Annotated in this window: 16 protein-coding genes and 1 tRNA gene; 7 read left to right on the top strand and 10 right to left on the bottom strand. The window is 71.9% G+C overall.

The features are described 5' to 3' along the window. Positions 1 to 6: 6 nt before the first annotated feature. The 7 genes from EDD28_RS02810 (at position 7) to EDD28_RS02780 (ending at position 8,559) form a co-directional block, all read left to right on the top strand. Positions 7 to 2,790, top strand: a complete 2,784-nt coding sequence (locus EDD28_RS02810; protein ID WP_123738234.1) for an FtsX-like permease family protein — start codon at positions 7 to 9, stop codon at positions 2,788 to 2,790. Positions 2,791 to 2,989: 199 nt separating this feature from the next. After that, positions 2,990 to 4,609 (top strand): xylulokinase, encoded by a 1,620-nt coding sequence (locus EDD28_RS02805; protein ID WP_123738233.1) that lies wholly within the window; start codon positions 2,990 to 2,992, stop codon positions 4,607 to 4,609. A 32-nt stretch (positions 4,610 to 4,641) separates the two neighbouring features. After that, complete coding sequence (locus EDD28_RS02800) at positions 4,642 to 5,337, top strand: L-ribulose-5-phosphate 4-epimerase (RefSeq protein WP_123738232.1); 696 nt, start codon at positions 4,642 to 4,644, stop codon at positions 5,335 to 5,337. Between the two features lie 55 nt (positions 5,338 to 5,392). Continuing rightward, the gene (gene araA / locus EDD28_RS02795; protein WP_123738231.1) at positions 5,393 to 6,928 is read left to right on the top strand and encodes an L-arabinose isomerase; all 1,536 of its coding nucleotides are present in this window, start codon (positions 5,393 to 5,395) and stop codon (positions 6,926 to 6,928) included. A gap of 51 nt (positions 6,929 to 6,979) precedes the next feature. Further along, positions 6,980 to 7,438 carry a hypothetical protein gene (locus EDD28_RS02790; RefSeq protein WP_123738230.1) on the top strand — a complete coding sequence of 153 codons (459 nt, stop codon included), beginning with the start codon at positions 6,980 to 6,982 and terminating at the stop codon, positions 7,436 to 7,438. 147 nt (positions 7,439 to 7,585) lie between these two features. Next, entirely contained in the window at positions 7,586 to 8,380 is a 795-nt protein-coding gene (locus EDD28_RS02785; protein WP_123738229.1) for a DsbA family protein, read from the top strand. A 102-nt stretch (positions 8,381 to 8,482) separates the two neighbouring features. Beyond that, a tRNA-Thr gene (locus EDD28_RS02780) sits at positions 8,483 to 8,559 on the top strand. Between the two features lie 209 nt (positions 8,560 to 8,768). Here EDD28_RS02780 and EDD28_RS02775 read toward each other — a convergent pair. The 10 genes from EDD28_RS02775 to EDD28_RS02730 all read right to left on the bottom strand — a co-directional run bounded on the left by EDD28_RS02775 (position 8,769) and on the right by EDD28_RS02730 (position 18,849). Further along, positions 8,769 to 9,194 carry a hypothetical protein gene (locus EDD28_RS02775; RefSeq protein WP_123738228.1) on the bottom strand — a complete coding sequence of 142 codons (426 nt, stop codon included), beginning with the start codon at positions 9,192 to 9,194 and terminating at the stop codon, positions 8,769 to 8,771. Between the two features lie 56 nt (positions 9,195 to 9,250). After that, the gene (locus EDD28_RS02770) at positions 9,251 to 9,541 is read right to left on the bottom strand and encodes a hypothetical protein (protein ID WP_123738227.1); all 291 of its coding nucleotides are present in this window, start codon (positions 9,539 to 9,541) and stop codon (positions 9,251 to 9,253) included. A gap of 3 nt (positions 9,542 to 9,544) precedes the next feature. After that, the gene (locus EDD28_RS02765; RefSeq protein WP_123738226.1) at positions 9,545 to 10,831 is read right to left on the bottom strand and encodes a M15 family metallopeptidase; all 1,287 of its coding nucleotides are present in this window, start codon (positions 10,829 to 10,831) and stop codon (positions 9,545 to 9,547) included. A gap of 131 nt (positions 10,832 to 10,962) precedes the next feature. Next, entirely contained in the window at positions 10,963 to 11,610 is a 648-nt protein-coding gene (locus EDD28_RS02760; RefSeq protein WP_123738225.1) for a hypothetical protein, read from the bottom strand. A gap of 23 nt (positions 11,611 to 11,633) precedes the next feature. After that, complete coding sequence (locus EDD28_RS02755; protein ID WP_123738224.1) at positions 11,634 to 12,560, bottom strand: hypothetical protein; 927 nt, start codon at positions 12,558 to 12,560, stop codon at positions 11,634 to 11,636. Then, positions 12,553 to 13,731, bottom strand: a complete 1,179-nt coding sequence (locus EDD28_RS02750) for a hypothetical protein (RefSeq protein ID WP_148059528.1) — start codon at positions 13,729 to 13,731, stop codon at positions 12,553 to 12,555. Before EDD28_RS02750 ends, EDD28_RS02755 begins: the two co-directional genes overlap by 8 nt. 51 nt (positions 13,732 to 13,782) lie before the next feature. Beyond that, positions 13,783 to 14,604, bottom strand: a complete 822-nt coding sequence (locus tag EDD28_RS02745) for a hypothetical protein (RefSeq protein ID WP_123738222.1) — start codon at positions 14,602 to 14,604, stop codon at positions 13,783 to 13,785. Continuing rightward, positions 14,598 to 17,480 (bottom strand): tape measure protein, encoded by a 2,883-nt coding sequence (locus tag EDD28_RS02740; RefSeq protein ID WP_170169324.1) that lies wholly within the window; start codon positions 17,478 to 17,480, stop codon positions 14,598 to 14,600. The genes EDD28_RS02745 and EDD28_RS02740 overlap by 7 nt, the downstream gene beginning before the upstream one ends. A 347-nt stretch (positions 17,481 to 17,827) precedes the next feature. Further along, positions 17,828 to 18,136 carry a hypothetical protein gene (locus tag EDD28_RS02735; RefSeq protein ID WP_148059526.1) on the bottom strand — a complete coding sequence of 103 codons (309 nt, stop codon included), beginning with the start codon at positions 18,134 to 18,136 and terminating at the stop codon, positions 17,828 to 17,830. 32 nt (positions 18,137 to 18,168) lie between these two features. Next, entirely contained in the window at positions 18,169 to 18,849 is a 681-nt protein-coding gene (locus tag EDD28_RS02730; protein WP_123738219.1) for a hypothetical protein, read from the bottom strand. Positions 18,850 to 18,868 lie beyond the last annotated feature (19 nt).

The following is an 18,868-nucleotide window of genomic DNA, read 5'->3' as shown; positions in this document are numbered from 1 at the left end:
GGCGCGATGACGACGACGATCGAGCGCCCCGCGGCGCCGGCCCCGCCGCCCGAGCCCGAGCCGGCGGCGCCGGCGCGGGGTCGCCGCGGCCCGGCCGGATGGGCCGTCCGCTGGCGCGTCGCGCTGCGGATCGCGACGCACAGCGCCCGACGCAACCGGCTCTCCACCGTCATCGCGACGACGATGATCGCGCTGCCGGTGGCGGCCGCGGTCTTCCTGCTCTCCGTCATGGCGTCGGCGAGCGGCACGGCGATCACGACGTTCGAGGCGAGCTACGGCGCGGACACCCAGGCCTACCTGCAGGTGCCGCCGGCGTGCGAGGGCTGCACGATCGAGCAGTCGCCGGACGGAGCGGGGTGGGGCGGCGACCGGGCGACGGGCACGGGAACCGCCGCGACGGACGCCGAGGTCCGCGCGCTGCTCCCCGCGGTCGCGCCCGCCGACATCGTGCCGCAGCACAGCGGGACGCTCGTCCTGGAGCGCGACGAGGGCGTCCGCCGTCCGTTCGGGGTCGTGTCGCTGCCGGCCGACCGGGTCGGGGAGATCTTCGCCGCGCGGACCGGCCGGCTGCCCGAGAACGACCGCGAGGTCGCGCTCTCCTGGCGCGACGCCGAGTGGCTCGGCGTCGAGATCGGCGAGCAGGTGCGGATCGGGACGGTCGACGCGACGCTCACGGGCATCATCGACTCGCGCAACCGGCCCGTGGCGGGCGTCCTCACGGTCGGTGACGCGCTCGACCTCCCGGAGTCCGCCTGGTACGTGCTCGGCGACACGCCCGTGACGTGGGCGGACGTCGAGGGGCTCAACGCGATCGGCGTCTTCGCGATCTCCCGGTACGTCATCGACAACCCGCCGCCCGACGAGGAGTCGTGGACCAGCTCGGCGCTGGACGCGCAGGGCGTCGGGATCGGAGCAGCCGTCGCCGCGATCGCCGTGATCGAGGCCGTCCTGCTCGTCGGCCCGGCGTTCGCGGTCGGCACCCGGCGGCAGACGCGTCAGCTCGCGCTCGTCGCCGCCTCCGGCGGGTCGCGTCGGGACAACCGCCGCATCGTCCTGGCGACCGGGCTCGCGATCGGGCTGGCGGCCGGCGTGGTCGGCGTCGTCGTCGGCCTCGCGGCGCTGACCGCGGTGTGGCTCGTGCTCGCGCAGGGGTGGGACCCGCTCCCGCGGTTCGCGGTCCCGTGGTGGGCGGTGCTGCCCCCGGTGGCCTTCGCCGCTGGGCTCGCCCTGCTGGCCTCGCTCGTCCCGGCGCGGAGCGTCTCGCGGCTCGACGTCGTGGCCGCGCTCGCCGGGCGCCGAGCCGAGGCGACGCCGCGCGGGCGCGTCCCGTGGATCGGTGTCGCCTTCGCCGTCGTGGGCCTCGGCGTGGCGGTGACGGGCGGGGTCACCTCGTCCATGCTGCTCGTCGTCGTCGGGATCGTCGTGCTCGAGCTCGGTATGGTCCTGAGCACGGGCGGGATCCTCTCGCTCGTCGGGCGGCTCGCCCCGCGGCTCGGGGTCGCCGGCCGGTTCGCGGTGCGGGACGGGCTGCGCCAGCGCTCGCGCACGGTGCCGGCCGTCGCCTCCGTCATGGCCGCCGTGGCGGCCGTCGTCGCCGGCTCGGTCTACGTCGCCACGGCCGAGGCCGAGCAGCGCGCGGTCTGGCGGCCGGGCGTCGGCGTCGGGCTGATCTCGCTGCAGGGCGACTACCTGCTCCGGTCGGACGAGGTCGCCGACGCCGTGCCGGAGGCCATCGCCTCGATCGAGGAGAACGTGGCGCTCGAGGGGTGGGCCTACACCTACGACATCCGCACGCGCGAGACGCTGGAGAGCATGCCGACCGCCTCCGTCGAGCTGCTCATCAACCCGGACCGGGACTGCCCCGCCACCGAGGACACGACCCAGGCCGAGTGGGAGGAGCTGCAGCGGGACGACCCGCGCTGCGTCGGGCGGTCGTACTCGCAGTCGTTCTGGTCGCCCTACGGCGACGGGTTCCTCGTCGACGACGGGTCGGTCGTCTCGCTGCTCCTGGCCGACGGGGCGGCCGACGCGGCGCGCGCGCTCGCGGCCGGTTCGATCGTCGTCGAGAACGAGGACGACGTGTGGGACGACGGGACGGCGCACCTGCAGATCTCGTTCGTCGACGAGACCGATCCCGAGGTGCCCGGACGGGTCGAGACGATCGTCGCGCCGGCCGTCGTGAGCGGGCTGAGCGTCTCGCGGGCGATCGTCCCGCCGGCGCTCGTCGAGGGCGTCGAGGGCGCGGAGACCGTGCTCATCGGGGCGGTCGCCCGGCCCGCGGTGCCGTACGAGGCCGAGTGGGCCGATCGGATCACGGGGCAGCACGGCGGGATCGACGTCGACGTCATGCGTCCGTTCCAGTCCTCGATGGACGTGCTCATCGCGGCAATCGTCGGCGTGGCGACCGTCATCGCGCTCGCGGCGACGTGGCTGAGCGTCGCGCTGGCCGGGGCCGAGACGCGGCCCGATCTCGCGACGCTGTCCGCCGTCGGTGCCGGACCCGGCGTGACGCGCCGCGTCGCGGGGGCGCAGGCCGCGGTGGTCGCGGTCGTCGGGGTGGGCGTCGGCATCGTCCTGGGGCTCGCGCTCGGCTGGGTCCTGGGGGACTGGACGCTGCGGACCAACGAGGCGCTGGCCGAGCTCGCGCGCGAGGGCGGCCAGGTGCCGTCGGTGACCGTGCCGTGGCTGTGGCTCGTGGTGATCGCGGTGGTGCTGCCGGCGCTCGCGGTCGCGGGTGCGTGGCTGACGGCGCCGCGGCGGCTCCCGCTCGTGCGGCGGCTGGCGCAGTAGGAGCCCGCGCGGCGCCGGGCGGGCGGCGACGGGGCCTGCGCGGGGGCGACGGCGCCCCGCGCTGGCCCGGCGCAGCCGGCCTCCCGTCCCGATCCCGCGGGTGCCGCCGGTCCGCTGACACCGCCGGGTCGCGGTGCTAGTGTGAACGCTCACAACCACTGACCGCCCGGCGTCGACGCCGGCCGTGGAGGGAGACCCGATGAGCGACACCCCGGCAGCGCACGCGCTCGCCTCCGGCACCGCGGTCCTCGGGATCGAGCTGGGCTCCACGCGCATCAAGGCCTGCCTGCTCACGCCCGGCACCTCAGCCGAGCCGCACGCCGTCATCGCCACCGGCTCGCACGCCTGGGAGAACCAGTTCGTCGACCGGCTGTGGACCTATCCGATCGACGACGTCTGGACCGGCCTGCGGGCCGCCGTCGCCGATCTCCTCGCCGACGCGGAGCTCCGCCACGGCATCCGGCCGTCGGGTCTCGGTGCCATCGGCGTCTCCGCGATGATGCACGGCTACCTCGCGTTCGACGCCGCGGGCGAGCTCCTCGTCCCGTTCCGCACCTGGCGCAACACGAACACCGAGGCCGCGGCGCGGGAGCTGACCGACCTGCTGGACCACAACGTCCCGCTGCGCTGGTCGATCGCCCACTACGCGCAGGCCGTCCGCGACGCCGAGCCGCACGTGAGCGACGTCGCCTTCCTCACGACGCTGTCGGGCTACGTGCACTGGCGGCTCACGGGGGAGAAGGTTCTCGGCGTCGGGGACGCCTCGGGCATGTTCCCGATCGACCCGGACACCGGGACGTACGACGCGGGGCGCCTCGCTCTGCTCGATCGTCACCTGGCCGAGGCGGCCCCCGGCGCTCCGGCGCCGAGCTCGCTGCTGCCGACGGTCCTGCGGGCGGGCGAGGCCGCCGGCTCGCTCACCGCGGAGGGCGCGGCCCTCCTCGACCCGACCGGCGCCATCGCTCCCGGCGTCCGGCTGTGCCCGCCCGAGGGCGACGCCGGCACGGGCATGGTCGCCACCAACGCCGTGACGAGGCGCACGGGGAACGTGAGCGTCGGCACGAGCATCTTCGCGATGATCGTGCTCGAGCGGCCGCTGGCGGCGGTGCACCACGAGATCGACCTCGTCACGACGCCCGCCGGCGACCTCGTCGCGATGGTCCACTGCAACAACGGCGCGAGCGAGCTGGGGGAGTGGGCCGGCGTCTTCGGCCAGTTCGCCGCGGCGCTCGGTCACGAGACGGCGGACGACGACGTCTTCGGCGTCCTCCTGCGCGCCGCCCTCGACGGCGAGGCCGACGGCGGGGGCCTCCTCGCCTACAACTACCTGTCCGGCGAGCCGGTGACGGGCCTCGCGGAGGGGCGGCCCCTCGTCGTCCGCACGCCCGACTCGCGGCTCACGCTGGCCAACCTCATGCGCGCGCAGGTGTACGGCGTCTTCGGCACGCTCAGCCTCGGCATGCGCATCCTCGAGGCCGAGGGCGCCGGGGTCGACCGGCTCCTCGCGCACGGCGGCGTCTTCCGCACGGCGGGTGTCGCGCAGCGCTTCCTCGCGGCGGCCGTCGGGACCCCCGTCGCGGTCGGCGAGACCGCGAGCGAGGGCGGGGCGTGGGGCATCGCGATCCTCGCCGACTACCTCCTGGCCCGGGCCGACGCGCCCGGTCTGTCGCTCGCCGACTACCTGGACGAGCGCGTGTTCGCGGGCGCCGACGTCGTCGTGGTCGACCCCGATCCCGACGACGTGGCGGGCTACGCGCGCTACCTCGCGACCTACGAGGCCGGCCTCGCCGTCGAGCGCGCCGCCGGCGACGCACTGTAGCCCCCACCCGGGCGAAGGACGAAGGAGCTCCCATGGGCACCATCCCCGAGTCGATGCGCGAGAGGGTCGAGGAGACCCGCCGGATCGTCTCCGACCTGCACGCCGAGCTGCCGCGCTGGGGCCTGGTCGTGTGGACGGCGGGCAACGTCTCCCAGCGCGTGCGCGGCGAGGCCGCCGACGGCAGCGACGACCTGCTCGTCATCAAGCCGTCGGGCGTCACCTACGACGAGCTGACACCCGACGCGATGGTCGTGTGCGACCTCGACGGCGCGCTGGTCGACGGCACGCGCTCCCCGAGCAGCGACACGGCGGCGCACGCCTACGTCTACCGGCACATGCCCGAGGTCGGCGGCGTCGTGCACACGCACTCGACGTACGCGACGGCGTGGGCCGCGCGGCGCGAGCCGATCCCCTGCGTGCTCACGATGATGGCCGACGAGTTCGGCGGTCCCGTGCCGATCGGCCCGTTCGCCCTCATCGGCGACGACTCGATCGGCCGCGGCATCGTCGAGACGCTGCGGACCTCGCGCAGCCCGGCCGTCCTCATGGCGAACCACGGGCCGTTCACGATCGGGAAGGACGCGAGGTCCGCCGTCAAGGCCGCCGTCATGGTCGAGGAGGTCGCGCGGACGATCCATGTCGCCCAGCAGCTCGGCCAGCCGCACCCGATCGACGCGGCCGACATCGACTCGCTGTACGACCGCTACCAGAACGTCTACGGGCAGTAGCGCCCGCGCCGCGTCCGACCCACCAGCCCGAGCCCGACCCTCCGAGGAGTCCGACATGACCGTCCCGCCCACCAACCCCACGTCGGCCGACCCGTTCTCCGGTCGCGAGATCTGGTTCGTCACCGGCAGCCAGCACCTCTACGGCCCGGAGACGCTCGAGGAGGTCGCGGCCAACTCGCGCGAGATCGTCGCGCAGCTCGATGCGGCGGGGGAGATCCCGGTCCGGGTCGTGTTCAAGGAGCTGCTCACCGACACGGAGGCGATCCGCGCCATCGCGAACGAGGCGAACGCGAACGACGCGGTCGTCGGCGTCATCGCCTGGATGCACACGTTCTCGCCGGCGAAGATGTGGATCACCGGCCTCGACGCGCTGCGCAAGCCGTTCCTGCACCTGCACACGCAGGCGAACGTCGAGCTGCCGTGGGCCGAGATCGACATGGACTTCATGAACACGAACCAGGCGGCGCACGGTGACCGCGAGTTCGCCTACATCGCGACCCGGCTCGGGGCGCCTCGCAAGACGGTCGTGGGGCACGTCAGCTCGGCCGACGTCCGGGAGAGCATCGGCACCTGGGCCCGCGCGGCGACGGCCTGGGCGCACGTGCGCGGCCTGCGGCTCGCCCGGTTCGGCGACAACATGCGGTTCGTCGCCGTCACCGAGGGCGACAAGACGGAGGCCGAGCGGGTGCTCGGCGTCCAGGTCAACACGTGGGGCGTCAACGAGCTCGCGGCCCGCGTCGCCGAGGTGACGGACGCCGAGGTCGACGCGCTCGTCGCCGAGTACCTCGACGCGTACGACGTCGCCGAGGAGCTGCGTCCCGGCGGTGAGCGGCACCAGTCCCTGCGCGACGGCGCCGCGATCGAGGCGGCGCTGCGGGCGTTCCTGGTCGAGGGCGGGTTCAGCGCGTTCACCACCTCCTTCGAGGACCTCGGCGAGCTCAAGCAGCTCCCCGGCCTCGCGGTGCAGCGGCTCATGGCCGAGGGCTACGGCTTCGGCGCCGAGGGTGACTGGAAGACGGCCATCCTCATCCGCGCGGCCAAGGTGATGGGGCACGGGCTGCCCGGCGGCGCCTCGCTCATGGAGGACTACACCTACGAGCTGAGCGAGGGGCGGCAGAAGATCCTCGGTGCGCACATGCTCGAGGTCTGCCCGTCGCTCACGACGTCCCGGCCCCGGCTCGAGGTGCACGCGCTCGGCATCGGCGGCAAGGAGGACCCGGTCCGGCTCGTGTTCGACACGGACCCGGGCGCGGCCATCGTCGTGGCCATGTCCGACCTGCGCGAGCGGTTCCGCCTCGTCGCGAACGTCGTCGAGGTCGTGCCGCCCGACGCCGAGCTGCCCAACCTCCCGGTCGCCCGCGCGGTCTGGGTCCCGGAGCCCAGCTTCAAGGTGTCGGCCGAGGCGTGGCTGACGGCCGGCGGCGCGCACCACACGGTCATGTCGACGGCCGTCGGGGCCGAGGCGTTCACGGACTTCGCCGAGATCGCCCGGATGGAGCTCGTGCTGATCGACGCCGACACCACGATCCGCGGACTCAAGAACGAGCTGCGCTGGAACCAGGCGTACTACCGGCTCGCGCAGGGGTTCTGAGGCCGGGTCGGTCGGCGGGCCGCGCGGCGGTCGGTCCCCTACACTGAGCCGATGACCCGGAGGCCGACGGCGCTGCTCGCCGCTCTCCTCACGCTGCCGCTGTGGGTGGCCGCCGTGAGCGGAGCGGTCGAGGTTCGCGCCTGCGTGCCGGTCGGGTCGCCGCTGCTCGGCGCCGAGCTGCTGCTCCTGCGGCCCGACTCGGCGTGCACCAGCGGCCAGGCGCTCGGCGACGGCGCGCTCGTCGTCGTCGGGACGATCTGCCTGGTGACGCTCGGCGCCGGCCTCGCGTCGCTCGCGGCGCTCGCCGGGCTCGGCTCGGTGCTCGCGCGTCTCGCCGGGCTGATCTCCCGCCTGGTTGACGCCGTCACCCCGTGGCGGCGCGCGCCCCGCGGCCTGTTCTCGATCTCGTCCCGGTTGCGTCGCGCGCTCGCGTCGAGCCGGGTCGTCCCGGTGCTCGAGCGGGTGCTCGACGCCGCCGTCCCGCGTCGCGGGCCTCCCGCCCTCGCCTGACCGAGGTCGCGTCGCCGCAGCTCGTCCTGTCGGCGCGTCCGCCTCGGCTCCGTCCGCGCGCACCTCTCCCGGGCCGGCGCGCCTCGACCGCGCGGCACTCGCCGCGTCGTCGATACCGGGACCACGAACTCAGCGAAGGAACATCCCATGACCGCATCACGCGAGGAGCGCCGCCAGGCGGCGCGCACCAAGGCCGAGAAGCTCCGCCAGGAGCAGGCGGCCCGCGAGCGGCGCAGCCGCAACATCCTCATCGGCGTCCTCGTCGGCATCGTCGCCCTGGTGGCCGTCGTCGGCGTCTTCATCTTCCAGGAGTCGAAGAAGACGCTGCTCGACGACTTCGCCGGCGCGAAGCCGGCGAACGCCGACAACCACGGCGGCATCGTCGTCGGCGCGACCGGCACGGCCGGGGAGAAGACCGGTGGGGGCAAGAACCTCCAGGTCTACCTCGACTTCATGTGCCCCTACTGCGGCGACTTCGAGGCCGCGAACGCCACCGACCTCGACGACCTGCGGGCCAGCGGTGGGCTCAACGTGACCTACCACGTGATGTCGAACCTCGACGGCCTCTCCTCCGGCACCGCGTTCTCGACGCGGGCGGCCAACGCCGCCGCGACCGTGGCGAGCGAGTCGCCCGAGCACTTCGTCGCGTTCGTCGAGGGCATGTTCGCCAACCAGCCCGAGGAGAACTCCACCGGCCTGACCGACGAGGAGATCGCGTCGATCGCGGTCACCGCCGGCGTGCCGCAGGAGGTCGCCGACACGTTCGCCGCCGGCACCTACACCGAGTGGGTGGGCGTGGCGACGCAGCAGGCCAAGCGCGACGGTGTCGGCGGCACCCCGACCGTCCTGTTCAACGGCAAGAAGGTCGAGCAGGTCGCGTACTACACGCAGGGCGAGCTGGCGACCTGGCTCAAGGACCAGGGCGTCTCGATCGGCGACTGACCGCCCGACCCGTCCGCCGGGACCGGCCTCCGTCCGACGCGCCTCGCGCCGGGCCGGGGCCGTTCCCGGCGGGGTCGGCGCCCGCCTATGATGGCGGCGCCCGCCTCCTTAGCTCAGCTGGCCAGAGCAGCTGTCTTGTAAACAGCAGGTCGTCGGTTCGAATCCGACAGGGGGCTCCACCCGTCCGGGACGGTCGACCGCGCGTGACGTCTCCCGGGGGCCAGGAGCAGGTCGGCCGCGGCGGCTGGCGTCCGTCGTCGCGGCGGGCGCCAGCCGTCCCCGTCGTCGTCGCAGCAGGCCCGGGCCGCCGCGCGGCTGCGGTAGGCGCTCTCGCATGCGTCGCACGTCCACTCGTCCGGGTCGTCCCACCGCGGTCGGCGCGACGCCATCAGAACGGGTCGACCCTCGGCGAGACGGTACCGGGGAGCCACGACGGACCGGCGTGTCGAAGCTCGTGGGCGACGGACACGGCGAGCTCGGTCGGATCGATGTACGGCTCGCCGGTCGCGGGGTCGATCACGAGCCGCGCCAGGGCGGAAGAGGTGAGGACGTCGAGAAGCGCGTCCCGAAGGTCGTCCTCCGCGGGGCGCGAGGTGACGTGGCCCGGCCCGGGCGCGGCGTGAGCACCGACCGGGATCGTGTTCGCGGCCGCGACGAGGCCGACGGCGGCGCCGACATAGGCGTAGATGGACAGCGCGCTCGCAACCCAGATCGCGTCCGTCGCGATGTCGATCGAGCCGAGGACGATGCCGAGGACGGCGTAGACGATATAGAGAGGCTGGCGCACGCCAGCCGGGAGGATGTCGATGAGCACGGGATCTCCACGTTTCTGGTCGGATGGACGATGCTCTGAACCGGGTGGTCCGAGGATCAGATGCCGTCGGGGCGTGGCGGCGGCGGGGGTGGCTTGCCGGCCCAGATGTGGGCTTCGAGAGCGTCGATGAAGTCGCCGAGCTGGCGGATCAGCACGGCATCGTCGCGTCGCCGGGCCTCGAGGCTGTCGACGCGGGTCTCCAGGGCCGTGATCCTGGCGTGGTCGGTCTTGCGGACCTCCAGCGCGAGCACGGCGGCCTGGGAGCGGCGGGATGCCGTGGCGGCGATGACGGCGGCGACGATCATGCCGGCCGTCGACACGCACGCCACGACGATCGAGACCAGCACGGGTCAGCCCACATCTGGCTTCGCGGGGATGCCGAGGGCGACGATCGTGTATGGGCCGACGACGCGGTCCGGTCTCGGGCCGAAGTGTGTCGGGTTCGCCTTCTGCGCCTGGTAGACGGCGCGATCCGTTGCGGAGGCGTAGTCCCCGTCGACGAGGAGCTGTGGTCTCACGGCCTTCCACCGGTTGAGGGCGGTCTGGAGCTGGCGGACCCACGCGCGCCAGCGCTGCGACTTTGGCCCGTCGATGCCGTCCTCGACCAGACCCGCGCGTCCCCATCGGTTCTGGCGCTGCTGCCACGCGAGGTGTTGGGCTTCGTCTGCCGACGTCGTCGGGAGCGACGTCGTGGGAGCCGACGGAGTCGGCGTGCCAGGTGGGACGTACGGCGCCGAGCCGGGAGTGACGCCGAAGGCGCGGAAGTCGATCTCGGGGTCGCGTGTCCTGCCGTGTGCGTTCCACACCTCGAAGTGCAGGTGGTAGCCGGTCGTGATCCCCGACAGGTCGGTGACGCCCGAGCGGTCGCCGACATCGACCGTGTCGCCGACCCTGAGCCCGGCGTCGACCGTGACGTGACCGTAGAGCTGGCGTTCCCCGTCCGGGTTGCGGACGACGATGCCGTTCCCGGACCGGCCCGGTGCGAGCACGGGGCCGGTCGACGCAGGCTGACCGGGGCGACGTCCCCGGACGATCCGCTCGACGGTGCCGGCGAATGCTGCGCGGACGACGCGGGGGAGACCGCCCCCGGCGATGTCGAGCCCGGCGTGGAAGCCACCCGACCGCGAGCCGTAGCGACTCGAGACGTGTCCCTGGGCGGGGCTGGTCATGCGAGGTGCTGCCATGGTGGTCCCTCCCAGGGTCGCGGCGAATGCGGTGAGTGCCGTCGGGGCGACCCGGATCTCGACGTGCATCTCGTCGAGCTCGGACGGTGGCCAGTCCCCGCCCCACCGCAGGACGGGGTAGCGGACCAGGAGTGCGCGGATCGCCGCCCTCTGGGCCGCGGTGTAGGTCGAGCGGAACTCGGGGTGGCGGGAGGCGTTGATGTCGATCGCCGTCCCCGAGGCGTGGTTGGACCAGCGGGTCGAGCCGTGCTGGCGACGTGGCGCATACCCCCACGAGTCGGCCGTCACGATCGGCTCGACCTCGCGCGCGAAGTCCTCGCAGAACGCGGCCAGCACGGCCGCGACGTCGCCGGCGCGGACGTTCCCTCGGCCGGCGACCGCACCGAGGGTCCCCAGCGCGGGGTCGCCGTAGTCGGGAACGACGGCCCACCCGTTGGGCGTCGTGACGGTCACGTCAGCTCGTCCCCGTGCGTGCTCGTCGTTCCGCCCCCCGGGGGACGGAACCGGATCGGTGGGGTCACGGTGCCTCCTCGGACATGGCGGGGCCCCCGCGCCGGATGACGCGGGGGCCGACGAAGGGCCGTCTACGGCTCCGGATAGTTGAGAAGAACGTTGACGCTGTACTCACCCGCGGTGCCGTAGGTCTGGATCGAGGAGCCGGGAGGCCCCTGGACGATCTCGACGCGGCCCGTGGGCCAGACACGACCCATGCCGCCCCGAACACCGCCCGAGGTGTGACGGAAGACGATCGGTGCCGGATGGAGGTACTGCGGTGCCCATGCGGAGTTGATCGTGGCGATCTCGACCGTCGCGAAGACGCCGTTGGCGTCGGGGCTGATGACGCCAGCGGTGCGTCGTGCACGAAGTGAGCCCCAGATCCATCCCGCGCGCCGATAGATGACGGAGTTGAGCGTCGGCTCGAGAGACCAGCCGGATGCTGCGGTCGCGAACCCGTCGCCGCTCCAGTTGTTGTAGAGGCTTCGCCAGGTCGTGCCGTTGGTCGTGAGCTCGATCTCCCATCCCGTGGCCGCGTTGGCGCGGTGCACGTACAGCGGCCGGGTCGGCGTCGGGGTCCACCCCAGGCCGGCCACGAGCGCGTCGCGACCGACGGTGTTCGCGACGGGGACGATGCTCGATCCCCCGATCGACGACGCCAGCTTGCGCATGTCGCCGGATGGATCGAAGGTGTCGGAGTCGAGCGGGACCCGCAGGTTGATGTCGTTGAGGGCCATGGGGTTGTTCTCCTTAGGTGGTCTTAGGTGGTCCAGGCAAGTGACAGGGCCCCGGACCGGGGGTCGTTGGTGATGCCGACGACCCCCAGGTAGGGGGCGCCGGAGATGCTGATCCCGCCACCGCCGTCGACGATGGACTGCCCCCAGGCAGCCGGGATCTCGAGCCACCCGCCGCTCCACTGGTCGATCGGCGCAATGGTGACGGAGTGGGGCCCGGCGACGCGGGTGACGTCGCCGGAGGGGCGGGTGCTGCTGGTGTGTCGGTAGAGGTTGATCGCGAGCGGGGTGTTGTAGGAACCGACACGAACGCGGGCCGGGACGTACACCCGGGCCTGCGTGATCGTCTTCCCGCGGAGCGCGGTGGGTCTGGACCCGTAGAACCAGGCTCCCGTCGACGGCACCTCAGACGAGTAGCGCCACTGGCGCACGCTGTCGCCGTAGCGCCGCCAGCCGGACGCGGTGCCGTAGGTCGAGGACTCCACCGCCGCGAACTCGTTCTCGCCCGTTCGGGGCGGAGGCGGTGGCGGCGGTGGCGGCGTCGGTCCCGACCCGTCGGACTCCGACTCCGAGGACGCGACCGCGGCGAGCGGCCAGATCCACGGTGTCGCACCCGCCCAGTCGAGCCGGACGAGAGAGCCGGTCGCCGGAGGTGTCCCGACGTAGCGGCATCGCAGCACGCCCGTGGCGGTGGTGACCGGCACGAGGCCCCCGAGTGCGGCTCCCGTGATCGTGCCCGTGAGCGGACGTGCCCCGACGTGCGCGTGACCGAGCACGTAGGCCGAACCGGCGCGGACGATGACGACGACGGAGTCCCCCGCGGTCGGGATGTAGGCCCCGAGCCACAGCGGATCCAGCAGGACGCCGGCGACGTTGACTGCCAGGGTCGAGTCCTCGCGCGCCTGAACGGTTCCGAGGGTCAGGTCCCACGGCACCTGCGCCGGGCTACCCATGGAGGGCTACCCGGTGCGCGATGGTCTCCAGCCGGTCGCTCGGGACGGCCACGACCAGGGACATGTGCTTGCTCGGGGTGGCACCGCCCCCGGAGATGGACGACGCGGAGATGCCGACGACGCGACCGGAGAGCGACTCGTCGCTCCCGACGGTCGGCGCGACGACGCCCACCCAGTCGTGGATCTGGATGCCAGGATGGAAGAGACACTCGACGTCGATCTCGACCTCACCCTGGGTCTGACGGCTGGTCAGAAGTGCCTCCGCATCGGCGGCGGCGCCCGCCTGGGAGGTCGCCGCCGACTGGTGGAAGAGGGGCTGTGGTCCGAACGGGCCGTCCCAGGCCAGGGGACCGGTGGAGATCCGCGCCCGCCCGACGATCTGGGAGCGCGTGCCACCGGAGCTGATCTCGGCTCGCGACGTGACGCCGTTGTAGACGTCCCTGTCGGACAGGGAGGTCTCGATCCCGATGAGCGCCCCCTCGTCGCCGCCCTCGATGGTCCAGACGGGGTCCATGACCGTCGGCACGATCTGGAGGGATCCGTCCGGTCCCATCCGTTGGGCCGCGTCGAGCTGGACGAGGTGGTCACGCACCGCGTCCAGGCGGCCGTCGTCGTACACCAACCCCGACGGGCACGGCTTGTCCGCGACGCCCTGGACGTCGACGCTCATCCCGATGAGGTTCATGAGACGGCGCACCTCCCCGAGACGCGACGTGCTCGACGGCACGTCCGCGTCGAGACGGCACCGATCGGCCGTGCACTGAGGGTCGGAGTCGGCCGTGAGGCGGACCTGTCCGCCGCCGTGGATCCGCCGGATCCCGTCCTTGGCGACGAGCCACTGCGTCCGCGGGTCCGCCTTGCGGAGCCGAAAGACTCCCCAGGGCACGCGAAGGCCGGTGCTACCGCTCACCCAGGCGACGGAGACCCGTGAGCCGAACGGCGCCAGGGTGTCCGATAGGCCCCACGGTGTGAGGAGGCCGTCCCGGTCGTCGACCGTGAGGGTCAGCTGGTCGGGGATCGCCCGATCCGCCGACGAGATGGCCCACGAGACGACGTCGAGTCGGAGAGGGGGACTCGAACCGCGCCAGGCGATGACCTCCAGACCGTCACCCCGGCTGGTGCCGATGACCTCGGCCGCCAGGTCTTCCCACACGTCAACGGGTACACGCACGAACACCACCACCTAAGAGAGAACGAGAGAGCCGACGACCAGAGCGTTCGGTCACGGCTCGGGGGTGCGCAGCCAGTCGATGTACGACTCGCCGGGCCTGGCGGACCTGACGTCCGCATAGGAGGTCGGCCACATCTCCCGCACCTGCTGATACGTCCAGAACGGAACACTGATGCTCATGTTCATGGGCCGTGTCTGATGAACGGTGAGCCGCCAGTCGGCCAGTGCTCCAACGACCCCGCCCACGACCGGGAGGACGTCCACGTCGGGAGCGGTCACGTGTGCCACCGCGTCCAGCCCGAGCACAGGCGGCAGGCCGCGAAGCACGATCTGGGTGCCGGAGGAGATCAGGGCGCGCATCGCGTTCACGAGCTCGCCCTGCGCCGAGGCCGCGGCACGCAGGTGGAGACGCATGTCCGCCGGGGCGAGCCGTGGCCCGAGCGCCGCGACCGGATAGACCGAGTCCTGCACGGTCACCATGTCGACGACCTGCCGTCGTGACTGCTCGCCCAGTGACGGTGACAGCAGCGTCAGACCCCCCTCTCCGCGGTGACAGAGCACCGGGACCGCGCCGCGCGGGTCGAGCGGGTCCTGCACCCACGCGACGTCGGATGGCACCGTGACCGGCTCCGCCGTCGTCGTGATCTCGTTGACCGTCACCCGGTAGATGGCCGGCACGTTGAGCGGCGCCACGTGATCGCGCACGTAGGTGGAGCCCACCACGGTCGTCGAGCGAGCCCGCACGCGTCGCCACGACGTACCTCCGTCCCAGGACACCTCGAACCGGGCTGGTCCCGTGCCGGCGCCCGTGAGAGTCAGGCCCACCATCGGCGGCGGACCGTCGAGAACCTCGGCTACCAGCGTCGTCACCACATCGGCCCCCTCGTCTGGAACTCGCTCCCCTGCGATCTCGCGGCACCCGCGAGGTTCGACTGGGAGATGTCTGCTGCTGCTGTTGTCGATACGCGCGCGAACTCCGAGACGGCGTCCCGCACGATCTGTCGCACCGCCGAGAGGTCGGCCGTCGGTGTCGTGTTGACGTACACCTGCGGGGAGACCCGAGGCGTGAGGTACCGGGGCTCGATGCTCCCGCCCCCGGCTCGGTAGCTGACCCGTCCGGTGAGCGCTGCGCGGCGCAGCCGCAGCATCTCCCCGTGCCCTCCGACGGCGGCCGTCTCGCGTGCCGTCCATACGTGCTCTCCGTTGGAGAGCTGGTACCGGGACCCGAACGGACCGGTTGCCGGAACGCTGTCGCTCGTACCGGTGCCAGGCCCGTGGACGGGGCCGCCCGCTGCGCGATACGTCACGGGTCCGCCCTCGCGAAGCCCGAAGAATCCCGGGATGAAGGCCGAGACGGACACCCTCCGTGCCCGGGTGAGCACGGAGATCTTCTCCTCGGCATCCGACGTCGACGCGGACACCTGGATCGAGGCGCGACGTTCGTTCGTCGTGCCGACGAAGTTCGTGACCGTCGTCTCCGCGCCGCCGGTCCCGGCGTCGACCTGCACCTCCGAGCGGGAACCGTCCGCCCACGTGATGAAGGCACTGACGCTGCCCGTCGCCTCGTCGGTGGAGGCACTGAACCTGGCGCTGGGGTCGAGGCTCTGGACCCAGCTCGTGAATGCGTCCACCGTGACGGTGGCCTCTCCGGTGTCGGCATCGCACACGATGATCGGCTCCGTCGACTGTGCCCACGCGAGGAACTCCTCGGCGATCGTGCGGGCTGGTCCAGCGCTCGACAGGATCGGCACGACGACATTCGCGTCGCCGGCATAGGCGAGCATCTCGTCGAGCGTGAGCGTGGCCGGCGTCGTGTCGGCGTCGACCTGAGTCGTCGTGGTGGTGTCGAGGAGCTGCTCCTCGAGCTCGCGCACCTTCTCCTCCGCAAGCGCGGTGCGTGCCAGGACGTCGATGGTCGGAGGCGTCTCGCCGACGAGATCCGTCGCGAGGTTCTTGCCGTCGAACGCCCTGATCATCTCCTGACGCCACTCCGGTGTGCCATCGACCCAGGCCTGGAGCATCGGCATTCCATCGGCCCCCTTGGCGACCAGGTCCTGGATCATCGCAAGCGCTGACTCCTGAACCTCAGCCGGCATCCCGCGCACCTGGGTCATCGCCGTCTGGTAGTTGCTCGCCCAGTTCTCGGTGGCCCGCTGCTGCTCCTGCATCTGAGCTAGCCAGTCGTCGTGCGAGACGGACATATCTTTGTAGAAGTCCGTCCACGACTTCAGGCTCGCGTCGTTCGCCGCGAGCCCTTCATTAGCCCGATCTGCCTCGCTCTGCGCGATCTCTTTGTTCTTCTCGATCACGGCGTCGTAGGCGCTGCTGATCGTCCCGAACGTGTTGCCCGCGCCTTGGGCCGTCTCCAGCCACGCCTGCGCGAACTGCTGCGCGGCTTCGGCAGCAAGACGCGTCTGCTCGGCTTGTTCCTCGGTGAGGAAGGTGGTGCCCGCCGTGAGCTCCTGGAAAATTCTCTGTGCCTCGGCCGCCGCCTCCATCGCGGTTCGTTGCTCACCAATCTTGTTGAGGTACTCCTGGCCAACACCGGTCCCGTAGCCCATGGCCGTGGACGTATCGAGGATCGACTTGCTGTAGGCGTCATACTCTTCCGAGCTCATTGAGAGCGAGCGCGAAATGTCGTCCGCGGACTGGCCCAGCATGGAGGCTGCCTCCACGAACGACTCTGCTCCCATCTCAAACCACTCGGTGCGAGTGTTCCATTTCTCGAACCAGCCCCAGTCCGAGTTGGTTCCGGTGAGGAGGTTGTTGGTTGCGGTCGCCACGGTACTCGTCATGTTCCCGATGGTCTCCGAGAATGAGTCGACCCGAGACTTCGTCGCCGCTGATTTCTCGCCCCAGATCATGAGCGCTATCGACGCAGCCGCGAAGACCCCGGCCAGGGGAAGGGCGGCGGCGCGAAGGAGGCCCACGGCCTTTCCGGCGGCCCCGGCTGTTGTGATGAAGCTATTGAGCGAGTCCTTCCACTTGACCCACTTGGGATAGGAACTGACCAGGGCCCCGGAGAGCAGAGAGATCCCTCCCGTGACTCCCGCGACCGTCGTGGTCGCCGCCTTGACCGGGTCTGGCAGCGCCTGGAAGTTCCGCATGAGATCGGCGGCACCATTGGCGAGGCCCACGAGGATGCCGCCACCGTCGGTGCCGACCAGTGGCTGCGCAAGCTCGGAGGTCAGATCGCTCCAGGCGCTCTTGACCCGCTCGAACGCGCCGGCGAAGGTGCTCTTGACGTCGCTCGCAGCCCCGCCGTACCGGCTCTGCATACCTGCGGCGAGTGCGTCGAGGGCGGTACCGGCATCGAGCGTGCCGGCCGTGATCTCCTCGCGGATCTGTGTCCCGGTCCGACCGAGCTGCGAGCCGATCAGCTCCGCGGCGTCGACGCCGTGCTGACCGAACTGGGTCAGATCGCCGGCCGTGATCCTCGACGCCGCGGAGATCTGCGACATGATCGACGAGATGTCGGTGATCTGCTGGTTGGACCCGCCCATCGCGGCGACGGCGTTCTGGACGGCGTCCAGGTAGGGGAGCACCTTCTGCGTGGCGACGCCGAAGCCGAGCATCTGCTGCTGCGCCGTGACGAACGTCTTCTTCGCGAAGGGAGAGTTCCGCGCGAAGTCGTCCAGCCTGCCCATCTGCGCGGCGGCCGCCTCCGCGGAGCCGAGGAGGGTCGTCAACGCGGTGCGAGAGGTCTGCTGCAGCGTGTTGTAGGCGATGCCGGCCTTCGCCGCGGACACGGCGACGTCCATGATCGACTGGCCGATCTTCGTGAGGGCTCCGCCGACGGTCGCCCACGCCTCCTTGTTGTCACGCGCAGACTGGAGCATCTTGGCGAACGCCGTCTGCGACTGCTTCGCTGCCTTGTCCGCTGACTTTCCGAGCGACTCCGTCGCTCGGGTCGCCCGCTCGACCTCGGTCGTGTACTGCGTGACCGAGATGGTCAGTGCGACCTTGATGGTCGGATTGGCCATGGGTACCTCCTCGGGATGTCGATGGCCCCCGACGTCGCGGGGACGAAGGGGATTGCGGTGTGGTGGTTGGTGGGGGCGAGCGGATCGAGACCCCGCTCGCCCCCGCGGGGCGCCTATCCCGCTGGTGCGGTGCTCGTGGTCGAGGGCGCCGTCACCTCCGAGCTGACCTCGAGCACCGCGAGGATCAGCCCGGGAGTGTCGACGTCGGACTTGCGGATCCCCTCCTGGGCCTCCTCGTAGACGGCCATGGCCCGGTCGACGTTCTCGTCGACCGTGAATCTGCGACTCGGGTCGCGTGCGATCCAGGACGGAATGCCGACCGGGTTGAGGCTCGCCTCGTACTCCTCCAGTCCCTCGGCGAGGGCGCGGTCCCTGCCCGTCCACCGCTTCCCGGTGGCGCCGAGGTACTTCATCGGACGCACGCCCCACGCCCTCGCGGCGCGGAGCGCCCGGATCAGGCCGGGGAGTTCGTGGAGCGCCCGAGCCACGTAGGGCGCGGCACGTCCGGGTCCTGGGTCTGCGCCTCGTCCAGGGCTGACCAGAGTCGGTCGATCCACTTCTGGCCGCCGGGGCGGGCGTCGATCGCATGGAGCTGCTCGACGCTGGCGCCCTCGGCCGTGCCGTGAGGGGTCTCGACGGACACGACGGCGCGGGAGAGGAGCGCGTACCGCTGCTCCCGCTGGGTCCTGTCGACCGACTCCCGATAGGCCAGGTAGCGCTCCTGGTAGCGTTCGCGCTCCCGCTCGCTCGCGCTGTCCTTCGCGGGGGTTGGCATCTTCGGCAGCGGGTGCTCGGCCATGATGTCGTCGGCGGTCTCCGAGGAGAGCGCCTGGACCGTCCACACCGATCGCGAGGCGTCGAGGCGCTCCTGGGCCGCACGGGCACGGTCGAGGAGGAGCCCGACCCCGGCGGGCTCGCTCGGCTCGTCCAGCGGGCCGTCCTTGGGCGTCGACGGGCGCGGCTCCTCGTCATCGGACCAGCCCAGCGCGCGCAGCGCCGCGAGTGCGTCGATGAGCTCGCCGGCGGCTTGCTCGTCGGCGTAGATCACGACCTCGCGGCGCGCGACCGTGCCGGAGTTGATGTAGCTGATGAGGTCGAAGTCGACGGCGATCGTGGTCTCGGGAGTAGTTGTCACAGGCTCATTCCTTGTCTTT

The sequence above is a fragment of the Salana multivorans genome, assembly GCF_003751805.1.
Taxonomy (GTDB): domain Bacteria; phylum Actinomycetota; class Actinomycetes; order Actinomycetales; family Beutenbergiaceae; genus Salana; species Salana multivorans.
Note: the sequence above shows the minus strand (reverse complement) of the source record. Positions and strands in the feature narration are given on the sequence as shown.

What these genes read in the sequence shown, in the direction of transcription:
- EDD28_RS02810 (WP_123738234.1), top strand. Translation starts at nt 7, where the DNA reads ATGACGACGACGATCGAGCGCCCCGCGGCGCCGGCCCCGCCGCCCGAG.
- EDD28_RS02805 (WP_123738233.1), top strand. Translation starts at nt 2,990, where the DNA reads ATGAGCGACACCCCGGCAGCGCACGCGCTCGCCTCCGGCACCGCGGTC.
- EDD28_RS02800 (WP_123738232.1), top strand. Translation starts at nt 4,642, where the DNA reads ATGGGCACCATCCCCGAGTCGATGCGCGAGAGGGTCGAGGAGACCCGC.
- araA (WP_123738231.1), top strand. Translation starts at nt 5,393, where the DNA reads ATGACCGTCCCGCCCACCAACCCCACGTCGGCCGACCCGTTCTCCGGT.
- EDD28_RS02790 (WP_123738230.1), top strand. Translation starts at nt 6,980, where the DNA reads ATGACCCGGAGGCCGACGGCGCTGCTCGCCGCTCTCCTCACGCTGCCG.
- EDD28_RS02785 (WP_123738229.1), top strand. Translation starts at nt 7,586, where the DNA reads ATGACCGCATCACGCGAGGAGCGCCGCCAGGCGGCGCGCACCAAGGCC.
- EDD28_RS02760 (WP_123738225.1), bottom strand. Translation starts at nt 11,610, where the DNA reads ATGGCCCTCAACGACATCAACCTGCGGGTCCCGCTCGACTCCGACACC.
- EDD28_RS02755 (WP_123738224.1), bottom strand. Translation starts at nt 12,560, where the DNA reads ATGGGTAGCCCGGCGCAGGTGCCGTGGGACCTGACCCTCGGAACCGTT.